Source organism: Mycobacterium ostraviense (assembly GCF_002705925.1).
Taxonomy (GTDB): Bacteria; Actinomycetota; Actinomycetes; order Mycobacteriales; family Mycobacteriaceae; genus Mycobacterium; species Mycobacterium ostraviense.
Window position 1 is genome coordinate 5,724,351 of sequence record NZ_NKRE01000001.1, and the last position, 14,635, is coordinate 5,738,985.

General features: G+C 65.1%; 16 protein-coding genes. 10 read left to right on the plus strand and 6 right to left on the minus strand.

Annotation, left to right across the window (positions count from 1 at the left end; genetic code table 11):
- Positions 1-19 precede the first annotated feature (19 nt).
- Complete coding sequence (locus CDN38_RS26640) at positions 20-1,282, plus strand: sialate:H+ symport family MFS transporter (protein WP_099319486.1); 1,263 nt, start codon at positions 20-22, stop codon at positions 1,280-1,282.
- Here the strand turns inward: CDN38_RS26640 and CDN38_RS26645 are convergent.
- The gene (locus tag CDN38_RS26645) at positions 1,279-2,547 is read right to left on the minus strand and encodes a competence/damage-inducible protein A (RefSeq protein ID WP_075511899.1); all 1,269 of its coding nucleotides are present in this window, start codon (positions 2,545-2,547) and stop codon (positions 1,279-1,281) included. The two genes, CDN38_RS26640 and CDN38_RS26645, sit on opposite strands and share 4 nt — an antisense overlap.
- Between CDN38_RS26645 and CDN38_RS29775 the strand changes: the two genes are divergently transcribed.
- Positions 2,528-2,872 carry a hypothetical protein gene (locus CDN38_RS29775; RefSeq protein ID WP_161951661.1) on the plus strand — a complete coding sequence of 115 codons (345 nt, stop codon included), beginning with the start codon at positions 2,528-2,530 and terminating at the stop codon, positions 2,870-2,872. The two genes, CDN38_RS26645 and CDN38_RS29775, sit on opposite strands and share 20 nt — an antisense overlap.
- A 452-nt stretch (positions 2,873-3,324) precedes the next feature.
- Positions 3,325-3,831, plus strand: a complete 507-nt coding sequence (locus CDN38_RS26655) for a macro domain-containing protein (protein WP_075511869.1) — start codon at positions 3,325-3,327, stop codon at positions 3,829-3,831.
- Here the strand turns inward: CDN38_RS26655 and CDN38_RS26660 are convergent.
- The gene (locus CDN38_RS26660; protein WP_075511898.1) at positions 3,816-4,118 is read right to left on the minus strand and encodes an MTH1187 family thiamine-binding protein; all 303 of its coding nucleotides are present in this window, start codon (positions 4,116-4,118) and stop codon (positions 3,816-3,818) included. The two genes, CDN38_RS26655 and CDN38_RS26660, sit on opposite strands and share 16 nt — an antisense overlap.
- A 58-nt stretch (positions 4,119-4,176) precedes the next feature.
- On the opposite strand from CDN38_RS26660, the gene dtd reads away from it, so the two are divergent.
- Together dtd and CDN38_RS31400 are read left to right on the plus strand one after the other, a co-directional pair.
- Positions 4,177-4,608 carry a D-aminoacyl-tRNA deacylase gene (dtd, locus tag CDN38_RS26665; RefSeq protein ID WP_075511868.1) on the plus strand — a complete coding sequence of 144 codons (432 nt, stop codon included), beginning with the start codon at positions 4,177-4,179 and terminating at the stop codon, positions 4,606-4,608.
- Between the two features lie 16 nt (positions 4,609-4,624).
- On the plus strand, positions 4,625-5,536 hold the full coding sequence (locus CDN38_RS31400) for a class I SAM-dependent methyltransferase (protein WP_075511867.1): 912 nt from the start codon (positions 4,625-4,627) through the stop codon (positions 5,534-5,536).
- On the opposite strand, the gene CDN38_RS31405 is transcribed toward CDN38_RS31400, so the two are convergent.
- Positions 5,526-6,551 carry an alcohol dehydrogenase catalytic domain-containing protein gene (locus CDN38_RS31405; protein WP_075511866.1) on the minus strand — a complete coding sequence of 342 codons (1,026 nt, stop codon included), beginning with the start codon at positions 6,549-6,551 and terminating at the stop codon, positions 5,526-5,528. The two genes, CDN38_RS31400 and CDN38_RS31405, sit on opposite strands and share 11 nt — an antisense overlap.
- A 10-nt stretch (positions 6,552-6,561) precedes the next feature.
- Positions 6,562-8,490 (minus strand): flavin-containing monooxygenase, encoded by a 1,929-nt coding sequence (locus CDN38_RS26680; RefSeq protein ID WP_075511865.1) that lies wholly within the window; start codon positions 8,488-8,490, stop codon positions 6,562-6,564.
- 942 nt (positions 8,491-9,432) lie between these two features.
- Between CDN38_RS26680 and CDN38_RS26685 the strand changes: the two genes are divergently transcribed.
- From CDN38_RS26685 to CDN38_RS31415, 3 genes are all read left to right on the plus strand, one after another.
- Entirely contained in the window at positions 9,433-10,206 is a 774-nt protein-coding gene (locus CDN38_RS26685; RefSeq protein ID WP_142361338.1) for a hypothetical protein, read from the plus strand.
- Positions 10,207-10,416: 210 nt separating this feature from the next.
- The gene (locus CDN38_RS31410; protein WP_233027058.1) at positions 10,417-11,319 is read left to right on the plus strand and encodes a B12-binding domain-containing radical SAM protein; all 903 of its coding nucleotides are present in this window, start codon (positions 10,417-10,419) and stop codon (positions 11,317-11,319) included.
- Positions 11,288-11,755, plus strand: coding sequence for a radical SAM protein (locus CDN38_RS31415; protein WP_233027059.1), 468 nt, complete (start codon positions 11,288-11,290; stop codon positions 11,753-11,755). The genes CDN38_RS31410 and CDN38_RS31415 overlap by 32 nt, the downstream gene beginning before the upstream one ends.
- A gap of 7 nt (positions 11,756-11,762) precedes the next feature.
- Here the strand turns inward: CDN38_RS31415 and CDN38_RS26695 are convergent, their stop codons facing one another.
- Positions 11,763-12,500, minus strand: a complete 738-nt coding sequence (locus tag CDN38_RS26695; protein ID WP_075511618.1) for a glucose 1-dehydrogenase — start codon at positions 12,498-12,500, stop codon at positions 11,763-11,765.
- A gap of 127 nt (positions 12,501-12,627) precedes the next feature.
- On the opposite strand from CDN38_RS26695, the gene CDN38_RS26700 reads away from it, so the two are divergent.
- Complete coding sequence (locus CDN38_RS26700; RefSeq protein WP_075511641.1) at positions 12,628-13,092, plus strand: hypothetical protein; 465 nt, start codon at positions 12,628-12,630, stop codon at positions 13,090-13,092.
- Positions 13,093-13,192: 100 nt separating this feature from the next.
- Entirely contained in the window at positions 13,193-14,323 is a 1,131-nt protein-coding gene (locus CDN38_RS26705; RefSeq protein ID WP_075511617.1) for a nitronate monooxygenase, read from the plus strand.
- 27 nt (positions 14,324-14,350) lie between these two features.
- Here CDN38_RS26705 and CDN38_RS26710 read toward each other — a convergent pair whose 3' ends face one another.
- Positions 14,351-14,569 carry an Rv1893 family protein gene (locus CDN38_RS26710; RefSeq protein ID WP_075511616.1) on the minus strand — a complete coding sequence of 73 codons (219 nt, stop codon included), beginning with the start codon at positions 14,567-14,569 and terminating at the stop codon, positions 14,351-14,353.
- Positions 14,570-14,635 lie beyond the last annotated feature (66 nt).

The window sequence follows — 14,635 nt, forward strand, 5'->3', positions numbered from 1 at the left end:
CGTGCTGCACGATGCTGACGTGACCACACCGGGGCTGACGGTCGACCAACGAAACTCGTTCATTGCGGCGTTTCTGGGCTGGACGATGGACGCCTTCGACTACTTCATCGTGGTACTGGTCTATGCCGACATCGCAAAAACCTTCCACCACACCAAGACTGAAGTCGCATTCGTCACGACGGCCACCCTGGCGATGCGCCCGGTGGGTGCGTTGCTGTTCGGGCTGTGGGCCGATCGTGTCGGCCGGCGCATTCCGCTCATGGTCGACGTGATGTTGTATTCGGTGGTCGGATTCCTGTGCGCCTTCGCGCCGAATTTCACCGTGCTGGTGATTCTGCGCCTGCTGTACGGCATCGGCATGGGCGGCGAGTGGGGGTTGGGTGCTGCGCTGGCCATGGAGAAGGTTCCGGTCGGCCGGCGCGGGTTCTTCTCGGGGCTGCTGCAGGAGGGCTACGCGTTCGGCTATCTGCTGGCCACCCTGGCCTGCCTGCTGGTGGTGAACTGGCTGGGTCTGTCGTGGCGCTGGCTGTTTGGCCTTTCCATCATCCCGGCTCTGATCAGCCTGATCATCCGCTACCGGGTGAAGGAGTCCGAGGTGTGGGAAGCCGCGCAGGACCGGATGCGGCTCACCAAAACCCGAATTCGCGACGTGCTGGGCAACGCCGCGATCATCCGCCGGTTCTTTTACCTGATGCTGTTGATGACCGCGTTCAACTGGATGAGCCACGGCACCCAGGACGTCTACCCCACCTTCTTGACCGCGACCACCGACCAGGGGGCCGGGTTGTCCACCGCGACCGCCCGCTGGATAGCGGTCGTCTACAACATCGGCGCCATCATCGGCGGCCTGGTTTTCGGCACGCTGTCGCAGCGCTTCAGCCGCCGCTACACCATCGTTTTCTGCGCGGTCTTGGGGTTGCCGATCGTGCCGCTGTTCGCCTACTCCTACACCGCGGCGATGCTGTGCCTTGGTTCGTTCCTGATGCAGATCTGTGTGCAGGGCGCCTGGGGGGTGATCCCAGCTCACCTGACCGAGATGTCGCCGGACGCCATTCGTGGTCTGTATCCCGGTGTGACCTACCAGCTCGGCAACCTGTTGGCAGCACTGAACCTGCCCATTCAGGAACACCTGGCCGCATCGCACGGGTATCCCTTTGCGCTGGCCGCGACGATCGTACCGGTGCTGACCGCGGTCGCGATCCTGGCAATGATCGGCAAGGACGCCACCGGTGTCCGCTTCGGCACTGCCGAAAGTGCCCTTATCCCAACCGAAGTCACCTAATCCGCGCCCCGCAAGGTGCGTCGCAGCAGGTGCATGGCCACCGTGGTGGAGCGCTCGCGGATGTCGGACCGGTTGCCGGGGAGCCGCAACGTGCGGGTGACAGTGCGGCCATCGGCGAGCAGCACCGTGAAGCACACCGTCCCCACCGGCTTGTCCGCCGTTCCCCCTCCCGGTCCGGCGACCCCGGTGATCGCGACGGCGGTGTCGGCGCCGAAGCGTTGCAGCGCACCCGCCGCCATTGCCTCGGCCACCGGTTCCGACACCGCGCCGTGCGTCTGGATCAGGGCCCGGTCGACGCCCAGTAGCTCGGTTTTGGCGTCGTTGGAATAGGCGACCACGCCGCCGGCCACGTAGTCCGACGAACCGGGACGATCGGTCAACCGTGCCGAAAGCAGCCCGGCGGTGCAGGATTCAGCGGTTGCTATCCGCCGTCCGGCCAGCAGCCGGGCGACCACATCGTCGATCTGGGAACCGTCTTCGGAGTAGAGCTGTCCGCCGTGTTTGTTGCGGAGCAGCCGGGTCAGCTGGGTGTACACGTCCGCGTCATGCGGCTCGTATCGGGTGACCATTTCTATCTCGCCGCGCCGCAGGCAGGTGGTGATCTCGAGCCGGTCGTAGCCGGGAATGGATGCCTGTGCGGCACGCAGGGTCTCGGCAAGACCGGACTCGGGCAGGCCGAACATCCGCACGGTCTCTTGCCGGTAGACAGTTCGGCCGGCGATCGCCTCCTGCGCGGCGGACGTCTGGATTGCTGTGCGCCACATCGGCTGTAGCTCGCGCGGGGGTCCCGGCAGCACGATCACCGCCGGCTTGCCGGGCACGACGACACCTGGTGCGGTGCCCACCGGATCGAGCACCTGCGCGCCGGCCGGCACCATGGACTGCTTGCGGTTGGCTGCCCGGACGGCTTCGAAGTCGCCCGGGTTGAAGTGGGCCATCAGCTTCTTGAGGATGTTGGCGATGGTGTTCTCGACCTCGGTGTCCAATACCAGCTCGCGGCCGCAGAACCGGGCCACCACTTCGACCGTCATGTCGTCGGCCGTCGGCCCCAGACCGCCGCTGGTGACGATCAGGTCCACGCCCTGGTCGGCCATGAAGCGCAGTTGCGCCTCGATGTCGGCGGGGCGGTCGCCGCAGATGGTGATGTGGGCCAGTTCGACCCCCAGCTCCAGCAGCCGATCGGCGATCCAAGGCCCGTTGCGGTCTTGAACCCGCCCGGTCAGGACTTCGGTTCCGGTGACGACGATGCCCGCGCGTGCGCTCACCGGGACGAGCCTACGTACCGGGTTGGCCTGGTTCCCCGGGTTGGCCTGGTTCCCCGGGTTGGCCTGGTTGGCCGCCCGCGCCGCGGGCGCCACCGGGGCCGCCCGCCCCGCCCTTGCCGGGCTGACCGCCGGGGCCTGGCGCTCCGCCCATGCCGCCGTCACCGCCTCGACCGCCTTGGCCACCCGGCCCGCCGTGGCCACCCGGCCCGCCGGTACCGCCCTGGCCACCTTGTCCGCCTCGACCTCCGGCGCCACCTCTACCCCCGGCCCCGCCGGCACCGCCTTGGCCACCTGCCCCGCCCGGACCGCCGGGCTGGCCGGGTGAGCCCGCCGAGGGCGTGTCGGCGTTCATGCCCGTAGGGCCGGTGCTGAGGTAGGACAAAGAGCCATGTGTCTGCCTTCCTGCGAGGCGCCTGGTTTGTGCGCTCGAGTCAAACTACCCGACCTGTCTGACGATCCGCGATGATCTGCGGCCGGTCTGCGACGGGCTCGTCCGGTTGATGATCGTTAGCCATCGAGGCAGCTGGTGCCCGCCGCCGTTGGCGACGGCGCGGCGCGCTCGCGCCCAGCAATAGCGACCGGACTCAGCCGTGCGTACCAGGGGGTGCCGGCCGTGCCGTTTGGGCTGCCTGCCGTCGCCACCGTTGCCGGCAGTAGCCGGGTCGATACACATTGCGTTCGTTGGCTGGATACCGCTGCAGCGATCGCCCGTTGTTCGCCGGCGACGCTCTTGGTATTTGGTGGTGATGCCAGTGCTCGCCGCGCAAGAATGTGTGAATGATCGACTTAGAGGTACTTCGGGCTGACGTGACCAAACTCGAGGTCGACGCGATCACCAACGCCGCCAACACCCAGCTTCGCCACGCCGGTGGCGTCGCTGCGGCGATAGCGCGCGCCGGCGGACCGGAAGTGCAGCGCGAATCAAACGAGAAGGCGCCCATCGGGCTCGGGGAAGCGGTCGAAACCACCGCGGGCGTGATGCCGGCGCGCTACGTCATCCACGCGGCGACGATGGAGCTCGGCGGACCGACCTCGGCCGAGATCATCAGCCGCGCAACCGCTTCGACCCTGCGCAAGGCCGACGAGCTGGGCTGCCGCTCGCTGGCCCTGGTGGCATTCGGAACCGGTGTCGGCGGGTTCCCGGTCGAGGAGGCGGCACGACTGATGGTCGACGCCGTTCGTCGCCACCTAGCGAATTCGCTCCAGCGTGTTGTGTTCGCGGTCCACGGCGACGCGGCCCAGCGGGCGTTCACGGCTGCCGTGCAGGCTCACGGTGACAGATAGCGTTCGACGGACGCGACTTTCTGCGTCATCGCGTCCACCGCTCCCTGACGCCAGTCGGCTTTGATCACCGTGCTCACCCGCGGCGCGCGAGCGGCCACCGCCTCCACCGCGCGCTGCACCACCGCCATCACTTCTTCCCAGGTATCGCCCTCGATCACGGTGAACATCGAATCCGTCTTATTGGGCAGGCCGGAATCACGGACCACCCGAACCGCTTCGGCCACAACCTCGCCGACACCCTCCCCCACGCCCAGTGGAGTGACGGAAAACGCGACCAGCACCGACATACTGACGAGACTACCCAGCGCGTTCGCGGTCAAAGCCGGCCTGGCAGCATCGAACTCCATGCGGGTTCTGGTCCAACGGGTCTCATCGGCGGCGGTGGTAGTCGACGGCGAGGTCGTCGGCGCCATCCGGCCGGAGCGACAGGGCCTGCTGGCATTCGTCGGCGTCACCCACACCGACGATCCCGACAAGGCGCAGCGCCTCGCAGAAAAGCTGTGGAACTTAAGGATTCTCGACGACGAGAAGTCTGCTTGCGACGTCGGCGCACCGATCTTGGTGGTCAGCCAGTTCACCCTCTATGCAGACACGGCAAAGGGCCGGCGCCCGTCGTGGAACGCCGCCGCGCCGGCCGCCGTGGCCGAGCCGCTGGTCACGGCGTTCGCCGAAGCGCTGCGGGGGCTCGGCGCGCACGCGCAAACCGGAGTCTTCGGAGCCCACATGCACGTGGAACTCGTCAACGAGGGTCCCGTGACCGTAATGCTGGAGCTATGAGCGCAGAGGACAGCCCGTGACAAGACCTGAATTCGGATCGCTTCGCTCCGACGACGACCAGTGGGACATCGTCAGCAGCGTGGGCTACACCGCGTTGCTGGTCGCGGGATGGCGCGCGCTGCATGCCGTCGGCCCACACCCGCTGGTCAACGACGAATATGCCCAACACTTCGTCGCCGCGTCCGGGGACCGGTATCTGGCCGAGCTGCTTGCTAACCCCGGAACCTCCGCCGACCAGACCGCCTTCCCCCGGCTTTACGGCGTGCAGACCCGGTTTTTCGACGACTTCTTCCGGTCGGCCGCCGACGCCGGAATCCGGCAAGTGGTGATCGTCGCCGCCGGCCTGGACTCACGCGGCTATCGCCTTGACTGGCCCTCTGGTACCACGGTTTTCGAGATTGACCTGCCCAAGGTCCTGGAATTCAAAGCGCGCGTCCTGGCCCAGCGGGACGCCGAGCCCAAAGCCCGCCGCAGCGAGGTGCCCGCCGACCTGCGCACCGACTGGCCGACACCGCTGAAAGCGGCCGGCTTCGATCCGCGACAACCCGCCGCCTGGTCGTTGGAAGGCCTGCTGATGTATCTGACCGGCGAAGCCCAAGACGCGCTCTTCGCAAGGATCGACCAACTGTCGGCGCCCGGCAGTCGAGTTGCCGTGGGCGCCTTGGGCACCCGCCTCGACCACCAGCAGCTCACCGCTCTGGAAGCCGCGCACCCAGGGGTCAATCTGTCTGGGAACGTGGACTTCTCGGCTCTCAGCTATGACGACAAAACCGAACCGGCGCAATGGCTGGCCAACCGCGGGTGGGTCGTCGAACCCGTCCGCAACACCCTCGAGTTGCAGGCCGGCTACGGAATGACGCCCCCGGAGGTGGACGTGCAGATCGACAGTTTCATGCACTCCCAATACATCACGGCGACTAAGGCGTGAGCAGAACCTTCACGTCGTCGCCCGTCCGGGAACCCGCTATCGCATAGCCCTTGGCCGCCTCGTCCAACGGCAGCGCCGTGGTGAAGATGCCGTCGACGTCAAGGCGTCCCGATCGAAGCAGCGGGATCAACTCCGCCCAGGTGCGCTGCACCGGCGCAATCGTCAGTCGAAGCGTGATGCTACGCAACAGGCAAGCCAGGGCCGGAAGCGGGAACGGCTGCAGATCATGCACCCCGACCACGGAGACGGTGCCGCCGGGCCGCACCGCGGTAAGCGCGTCGGTGATGGACGCGTCGGTGCCGACGGCGTCGATCACCGTGTCCGCGCCCCGGCCACCGGTTGCGGCCAAAATAGCCTCGGCCGCCGGTGAGGCGACGGGTGTGGCCCCCCACCCGGCGGCGCGGCGCAGGCGGCCTTCGACTCGGTCTACAGCGAAAACCGTTGCTGCGCCTTGGAAGAACGCGGAGCGCACCGCGCACAGCCCCACCGCCCCCAGACCGACGACCGCCACCGTTGCGCCGAACGGTATGTCGGCCCGGCAGGCGGCCGCCCAGCCCGTGGCGAGATTGTCGGTAAGCAGCAGCGCCTGCTCGGTGGTGATCCCGTCGGGAACCTTGAGCACCTGGAAGTCGGCGGCGGGCACTGCCAGCAGCTCGGCCTGCGCGCCGCCCAGCGCGCCGGAACCGAAAATCTGTGGACCGAAACGACACATTGCCGGATCACGGGTGGCACACCCCTCGCAGCCGCCGCAGCCGGCCACCGACGACACCATGACCTGATCGCCAACCGTGACGGAACGCACCTGCGGTCCGGCTTCGACGACGGTGCCGAGCGCTTCGTGACCGAGGGCGACCGGCTCGGCCAGTGGATAGTCGCCGTCGTAGAAATGCAGATCGGAACCGCAGATGCCGGCGGCGCTCACGGCGACGATGACGCCGTCGGGTCCGGTAAGCGCCGGGTCCGGACGGGTATCGACGCGGATGCTTCCCGGCCCGTCGATGACTACCGTTCGCATGGCAGGGTGCTCACTTTCTTTGTCGCAGAACGAATTGAGACCAGTCCGGTTCTCGCACCGCGGCCCGGTACTCGCTTAGCCGCCACGGGCTGACGGTGTGGATTTCTCCGTCGGCGTTCTTGAAGTAAGAGTGTTTGACGGCCGGATGTGACCACACCATCTGCTGTATCTCGGCCTGCGTACGTTGATGCCATTCAGCGGCGGCTCGAGCCGTCGGCTCCATCGAACGCACCTCGTTGGCAATCAGGTGTTCCAGGCACAGATTGATGTAGCGCATCTGGAGTTCGGACTGGAAGATCAGGCTACCGCCATGGGCCAGATGAGTGCCGGGCCCGTAGAGGAGGAACAAGTTGGGGAACTCCGGCACCGTGATGCCAAGGTAGGCGTAGGGTCGGGTGCCCCAGCTATCGCGCAGGTCAATCCCGTTGCGGCCGAGGATCTTCAGCGGCCACAATACGTCGGTATGACGGAACCCGGTGGCGTAGATGATCACGTCGACGGGGTATGGCTGACCGTCTTCGGTGACGATGCCGCTGGGTGTGATTCGCCGGATCGGTGTGCGCACCAGTTCGACGTTGTCCCGTTGCAGGGTCTGCAGCCAGCTGCCGTTATCTTGCAATGTCCGCTTACCCGTGGCGGGATAGTCGGGCATCACCTTCGCCAGCAGCTCGTCGTCGTCACCAACCTGGCTGCTGATCCACTGGCTGAACATCATCCGGGCAGCGGCGTTCATCTCGCTGACCGCATAGTCCTGGTCGGGGTAATTCGGGTCGGTACGCGCCGCGTCGAGTCCCTTGTCGGCGCCCGGCCACAGCAGCAGGAATCGATACCATCTGCCATAGAACGGCAGGTGCCGCATCGCCCAGCGCACGCCGTCGCCCACTTCGGTGTGATACATCGGGTTGGGGAACATCCATTGGGCGGTGCGCTGGAAGACGGTGAGCTGCTCGACGTCGCCGGCGATCGCCGGCGCGATCTGGAAGCCGCTGGCGCCGGCCCCGACCAGCGCGACCCGTTTTCCGGTCAAGTCGACGCAGTGGTCCCAGGCCGCGGAGTGAAACGACGGCCCGGCGAAGGTGTCGGCACCATCGAATGGCGGGATATACGGTCGGTTCAGCTGACCGACCGCGGTGATGACGGCCCGCGCGTTCACGGTGGTCTGGCCGTCGGGCGACCGCAACGAAAGCGTCCACATGCCGTCTTCGTCGTGCCACTCGGCGGCCAGTACCTCGGTGTTCCACCGAACCTGATCGGCCACATCGTGTTTGTGCATGACATGGGTGAAATAGGCTTGCAGCTCGTGCTGTTCGGCGAAGAAGTGTGTCCAGTCGTTGTTGGGTTCGAAGCTGTAGCAATAGAAATGGTTTGCCACGTCCACACGGGCTCCGGGATAGGTGTTCTCCCACCATGTTCCGCCGGGGCCGGCGTTTTTCTCCATGATGGTGAAGGGAATGTTGGCCTGTTTCAACCGGATTCCCGCCAGAATGCCGGATTCGCCGCAGCCGATCACGACGACCGGCAGCTGGGCAGCGCGCTCGGATGGGACGGGGGCGGGCCGGCGCGGGTCGACCCCGTCGAGGTCCATCTCTTCCAGGACCAGGGGCAGGTAGTCGTCGGGAACGTGTTCGCAGGCCGCCCAATCCATCATTTCCCGGATCAGCTCGATGCTCAGCGGCTCGGGTTCGGGGCAACCGCGGTCACGGTACCGCGAGATCACCGTCAGGGCTTCGGCGCGGGCGCGGGCCTTGTCCTCCTCGGACATAAACCCCTGGACTTCGTTGAGGAAGAGCCCCATCGGCTTGAAGTCACGAATAAAACGGGGATCGCCGGTGATGTGCACCAACGACAGCAACAGTGTCGGGATGCTGACGTCCTCGAGCGCGGACGCGATCTCCGGGGTGGAGGTGGTGAAGGGCAGGCCGGCGTACCCGCTGCGCATCGAAGCCGATCCTTTCGTACGATCCAATTACGATACCGTGCGTTTCGTAATTGTCCGGCACTACGCTACCCCCACGCCCGGTGGCCGATCAAGGGAATCTCGCGGCGCCATGGCGCGCTCGACGCAAGCAGTGCTCGCGGCGAGGATAGGACGCATTGGGCACGCCACGAGGCCACGATGTCGCTCCGCGCCGGAGCGTCGTGTCCATATTTCAGTCGTCCACGCGTCACCGGCAGCGCCTGGTCAGCGCGCTCCATCCGATTGCGCCACCCGCGGGATGTCGGTGAAGGTGGGTCAAAAATATCTTGCTCCTCGTCATTGGCGAAGGCGAAAAGCCGCCGTTGTTATCGGCGAACGGAAAGACAGTCATCGGTGCAGCGGCCCGACCACTCGCGCGAATATCCTCAACCGGACTTCGAACAACGCCGATCCGGATTTCGAGGAATGTGCTGAAGCAACCGATACGGGCTGATACTTCCGACCCTCAGGCTCGATACTGAACACCACAGGAATTCCGATACCGCGAAATCACCAAGTGATCGGTGACCGGATCGACAAGGCCCGAAAGCGGGTATGCATCTGCGCATTGAGGCTACGAATCGACCGCGCGGACATTGGACGCTTCGGCGCAACAAATTGCGAGCACCCCGGGGCCCCCGATACGCTGTGCCGCGATGGACACTGAGTACACCGTGCGCGCGGAGCTCGCGAATACCCGGAGTTTCGCGGAATCGTCATGTGCTGCCGCGTCCGAAAGATGCGGGCCGACCGGGCGACCCGGACGGGACGACGCGAGGCTGTTGATGCCGCCGCCGAGTTTGCCGATTTCGCGGATGTCGATCGGGCACGTAGGTGTCGCTTATCAGATCAACGCGACAGGGTCCGCGCGGGGTTTGCGCGAGGTCGCCCATGGTTGAGCCGTTCACGGCCGATGCGGTCCCATTGGTCGACGCGGTCGAGCGGGCCGCTGAGTTCGGGTGTTATGCCGAAAGTCTGCTTGCCGAAATGGACCAGCTGTTCGGCACGCCGGATGAGACGCGGACGACGGAAAGTGCGGCGCGCCGCCCGACAACCACCGGCCCGGGCAGCGAGGACCGTCTCCGACACAGCGACAGCCTGAGCGAAGACGAGAAACCACGTGAATTCTGCAATTCAACCGATGGCCTCGCTGTCGATAGCAACTACTATCTGCCGGGCAGTTTGCCGTCATACGACGAGCTGGTGGAATTGACAAAGACGGATCCCGATACGGCCTACTATTGGTCGGGGCTGGATGCGCGGGGAGTGAGCGTCGGGCCGGACGGTTCGCGAATCGCCGAACAGCTGGCGGGTGAGGCGAACGGCACAACACTGAAAATGCTGCTGGAACGAAATGGGATGCAGCCAATTCCGGGATGGAATAAGCGTGACCCGGAACTGGTCCGGTTTTGGCATGACGCGGCCAGGGCATACGCCGATAACTGCAGTGGGACAGTCACCGCTGTCGTGGGATGTGATGTGCGACCCGACAACATCTGGCAGACAGTCGAGGTCCCCCGGCTGACGGATAATCCGAACCTAGCCAAGATCGTTCAAATCGACCCGGACTCTCGTCTGACAACCGTGATATTCGAACGGTATCTCGAGGAGTGCTCATGGCGGGGCCCGGCCCCGGCGGCAGTTGTCGAACCAGGCCGGGCGATCCACTTCGTCGAAATACCATCCGCACGACAATGACGGGGAACTTTGGCACATCTCGCGCAGGCTCGTATGGCTGAGCTGGCACCGCCAGGAAGCGCGTGGGTGACGGCCGGGGGTGAGCGGGTGCTCGGTGCTGATTGATGGTGTGGGTCGGGTGGTGGCGTGACGGTTTTGTTGGTCAATCCTCCCGGGGTCCGCGCCAACGGGCGATCCTATGTTGGGGCGCAAAAACTTTGGGGTCCGTGGGTGTATTCGTCGATGCCGATGGAGCATTTGGGGTTGATGTCGATCAAGGCTTACGCCAAGGCGCGTGGGCTTGAGGTTGTGACGGTCAATGGGTTGGTGGCCGGGCATGAGGGTGTGGAGCAGACGTGGCAGGCGATGCTGGCTGCGGTGGCGGTTTCGGGTGCGCCGCGGTTGGTGGGGTTTTCGTGTATCGACACCTTTGCTGAGGTGTTGTGGTTGGCGCGGCGGGCGCGGCAGTGCTGGGAGGGTGTGCAGATCGCGTTGGGCAATGTGATTGCCACGTTGAACTATGAGCGCATTTTGGATGAGTATGACTGTTTTGATTTCGTGGTGGTCGGCGATGGCGAGGTGGCGTTTACCGAGTTGGCGTTGGCGGTGGTCAATGGTGCTGGGGTAGACAACATTGCGGGGCTGGCGCGCCGTGACGGGCGGGGTGGGGTGCTGTGTTCGCCGTCGGGGTTGGTTGATCTCGACGAGTTGGCGTGGCCGGCGCGTGCGGAGTTGCCGACGGTGCTCGGTGATGGTTTTGCGGCGTCGGTGTTTACCAGCCGGGGTTGTCCGTATCGGTGCACGTTTTGTGGGACTGGGGCAGTGTCGGCGATGTTGGGCCGCACCAGTTACCGGGTCAAGTCGGTGGAGGCGGTGGTCGAGGAGATCGATTATCTGGTGTCGGATTTCGGTATCGGGTTTGTGTCGATTACCGATGACTTGTTCGTGTCCAAGCATCCTGGTTCGCAACAGCGTGCGGTCGAGTTTGCCTCGACGATGCGTAGCCGGGGTATCGATGTCGACTTCATGATCGATATCCGGTTGGATTCGGTGGTCGACCTCGAGGTGTTCAGGCACTTGTACCGGGCCGGGTTTGCGGCGGGTGTTTGTCGGGTTGGAGACCGGTTCCTATGATCAGCTGCGCGCCTACCGTAAGCAGATCCTCAACCGTGGCCAAGACGCTGCCGACACCATCAACGCGTTGCTGCAGTTGGGGATTGACGTGATCCCCGGAACCATCATGTTTCACCCCACGGTGCGTCCCGACGAGCTACGCGAAACCGCCCGCCTGCTCCGGGCAACCAAATACCGGCATCCCTTCAAGTTCCTCAGCAAGATCACGCCGTATCCGGGAACGCCGTTGTACCAGGCGTATTCGGCGGCAGGCTATCTGAGTGCGGAATGGCCGCTGGGGCAATGGGACTTCGTCGACCCGCAAGCCGCCCGGGTCTACGCCGACCTGGTCGCCCGCATCGTCCCCGACGAGAACATCAGCTACGACGAGGCCGAAGCATTCTTCCTGGCCCGCCTCGACGAATGGAACAACGCCACCGCCTTCAGCGCCGGGTGACGGCCCGCTATTGCTTGTGCGAAACGTCGGCGACCAAACCGCCGTCTATGACGAACTCGGCGGCGGTGGCATATGACGACTCGTCGCTGGCAAGGAACAGCACGAACATCGACACCTCCTCGGGTTCGCCCGGGCGTCCGAGCGGAATGTGGAGCACATCCTGAGGCAGTTTGGCGGTCATCGGGGTGCGGATAAAACCCGGGTGAATGGAGTTGACCCGAATGTTGTTGGGCGCCAACTCCAATGCCGCGGACTTCGTCAGGCCGCGCACCGCCCACTTCGACGTCACATACCCGTGCACCCACGCCGCACCGCGCAGGCCCTCGATGGATGAGACGTTGACGATCGAGCCGCCGCCGGCAGCGATCATCGGGTCGACAACAGCCTGGATGCCCAACAAGGCGCCGGTGACATTGACGTCGAGGATCTGTTGCCACTTGGTCAGGTCGAAAGTCTTGAGCGGACCGTAATTGATGATCCCGGCGTTGTTGACAAGGACGTTGAGCTTCTCGAACTCCCCCACCGCCGTTTCGACGGCCGCCGTCCACTGCCCCGGTTGGGTCACGTCCAGATGCACGTAGCGTGCCGCGGGACCCAACTCGCCGGCCAGTGCCCGGCCTTGGTCATCGAGAATGTCACCGATCACCACCCTGGCGCCCTCGGCGACGAGCAACCGGGCATGGGAGGCCCCCATCCCGCGAGCACCGCCGCTGATCAGTGCAACCTTGTTGTCCACCCGGCCCATGACGGGCCAGGCTACCCCCAGCACATCGCGGCACCAGAAGCTGTTCGACTACGTCGCGGCCGGTCACACGAAACAATGATCGACGTAATGGCCGGCGCCGGTAGCCAATGGGAGGTGAATGAGCGTCGTGGCCCCGTTACTCACGGCCTGCGGCGGGTTCTTGCTCGCTGTCTTGTGGATGGACTTGATTTTCGACGTCCAGGTTCTGCGCTACCGACGCGCGAGCGACCAACTGCCCGAGCCGGTGCTGGCATCCATTGCGGGCTACTACCACCGCGCGACCACCACGTCGCGGCCCATGAGCCGGCTGATCGCGCTGGTGATGGTGATGTTGGTCGGCGCCCTGGCATTCGCGGTCGTGCGCGGTCCCGAACCCGGTTGGTTGCTGGCGGCGTCGGCCGTTCTCGCCGGTATCCCCGTCGGGCTGGCCGCAGTACACACGGTTCCCTGCGCGGTTCGACTGGGAAAGCGCGTCGATAGCCCTGCCGAACAGACCCGCCTCGCGCGAGCCATCTGCCGGGATCACCTTGTCTGCGTCGGTTTCATGCTGGTGTTCCTGCTCCTGTGGCTGACGTACAGCCTTGCCCGCTGAAGAGCCCTAGTCGCGATGTGCGCCACCTTGCTGGCAGCGTCGCTGGCGACGGTACTAAACTAGAACACGTTTCAATTCGGCGCGCGTCCTAGGAGCAGGCATGCACACCGCCATATGTGACGAACTCGGTATCGAGTTCCCGATCTTCGCTTTCACTCACTGCCGCGACGTCGTGGTGGCCGTCAGCAAAGCCGGCGGGTTCGGCGTGCTCGGCGCCGTTGGCTTCACCCCCGAGCAGTTGGAGATCGAGTTGGACTGGATCGACGAGCACATCGGCGATCACCCGTACGGCGTCGACATCGTGATCCCGAACAAATACGAGGGCATGGACTCGCACCTGTCCGCCGAGGAACTGGCCGAGACGCTGCGCAAGATGGTGCCCCAGGAGCATCTGGACTTCGCCCGCAAGATCCTCGCTGATCACGGTGTGCCGGTCGAGGACGGCGACGCGGAAAGCTTGCAGCTGCTCGGCTGGACCGAGGCGACGGCCATCCCGCAGGTCGAAGTGGCGCTGAAGCACCCGAAGGTGGCAATGATCGCCAACGCGCTCGGCACCCCACCGGCGGACATGATCAGCCACATTCACGACGCCGGACGCAAGGTTGCCGCGCTGTGCGGCTCGCCCTCGCAGGCCCGAAAGCATGCCGACGCCGGCGTCGACATCATCATCGCCCAGGGCGGGGAGGCCGGAGGGCATTGCGGTGAGGTCGGCTCCATCGTGCTGTGGCCACAGGTGGTCAAGGAGGTGGCCCCGGTACCCGTCTTGGCCGCCGGCGGCATCGGCAGCGGCCAGCAGATCGCGGCGGCGTTGGCACTGGGCGCGCAAGGAGCCTGGACCGGCTCGCAGTGGCTGATGGTCGAGGAAGCCGCCAACACCCCGGTTCAGCAAGCCACCTATGCCAAGGCCAGCAGCCGTGACACCGTGCGCAGTCGATCATTCACCGGCAAGCCGGCTCGCATGCTCCGCAATGACTGGACCGAGGCGTGGGAGCAGCCGGACAGCCCGAAGCCACTTGGCATGCCGCTGCAGTACATGGTGTCCGGCATCGCTGTGCGAGCCACCAACAAGTACCCGAATGAGAGCGTCGACGTGGCGTTCAATCCCATCGGGCAAGTTGTCGGTCAGTTCACCAAGGTCGAAAAGACCGCCACCGTCATCCAGCGGTGGGTACAGGAGTACCTCGAGGCGACCAACCGGCTCGATGAGCTCAACGCCGCCGCGACCGTCTGAGACGCCCTGAGACGCCCAAGCGTTGGACTAATCCTCGTCGTCGTCCTTGCCGGTGAACACCTCTTTGACCCTGTCGACCGCGTGAGTGGCGATGTCGATCGAGCTCTGCACGATGCCGCTGGCGCCCCCGGCGATGTCGCCGCGGATGATGTCGCCGGCGTTTTCGACGATGTCCGAAGCCTTCTCGACGGCGTTGGTCGCGATGTCCTTGGCTGCGTCGACTGCGTCTTTGGGATTGATGGCCATCGGTGGCTCCTAATTCGTTGACGGGATGCTTGCTACGACTGTAGACCCCACAAGGGGCGTGAGTTC

Bases quoted from the DNA above. Each gene is read 5' to 3' on its own strand.
- CDN38_RS29775 (WP_161951661.1), top strand. From the start codon at position 2,528: ATGCCCGCGCGTGCGCTCACCGGGACGAGCCTACGTACCGGGTTGGCC.
- CDN38_RS26655 (WP_075511869.1), top strand. From the start codon at position 3,325: ATGATCGACTTAGAGGTACTTCGGGCTGACGTGACCAAACTCGAGGTC.
- CDN38_RS26660 (WP_075511898.1), bottom strand. From the start codon at position 4,118: ATGTCGGTGCTGGTCGCGTTTTCCGTCACTCCACTGGGCGTGGGGGAG.
- dtd (WP_075511868.1), top strand. From the start codon at position 4,177: ATGCGGGTTCTGGTCCAACGGGTCTCATCGGCGGCGGTGGTAGTCGAC.
- CDN38_RS31405 (WP_075511866.1), bottom strand. From the start codon at position 6,551: ATGCGAACGGTAGTCATCGACGGGCCGGGAAGCATCCGCGTCGATACC.
- CDN38_RS26680 (WP_075511865.1), bottom strand. From the start codon at position 8,490: ATGCGCAGCGGGTACGCCGGCCTGCCCTTCACCACCTCCACCCCGGAG.
- CDN38_RS26695 (WP_075511618.1), bottom strand. From the start codon at position 12,500: ATGGGCCGGGTGGACAACAAGGTTGCACTGATCAGCGGCGGTGCTCGC.
- CDN38_RS26705 (WP_075511617.1), top strand. From the start codon at position 13,193: ATGCACACCGCCATATGTGACGAACTCGGTATCGAGTTCCCGATCTTC.
- CDN38_RS26710 (WP_075511616.1), bottom strand. From the start codon at position 14,569: ATGGCCATCAATCCCAAAGACGCAGTCGACGCAGCCAAGGACATCGCG.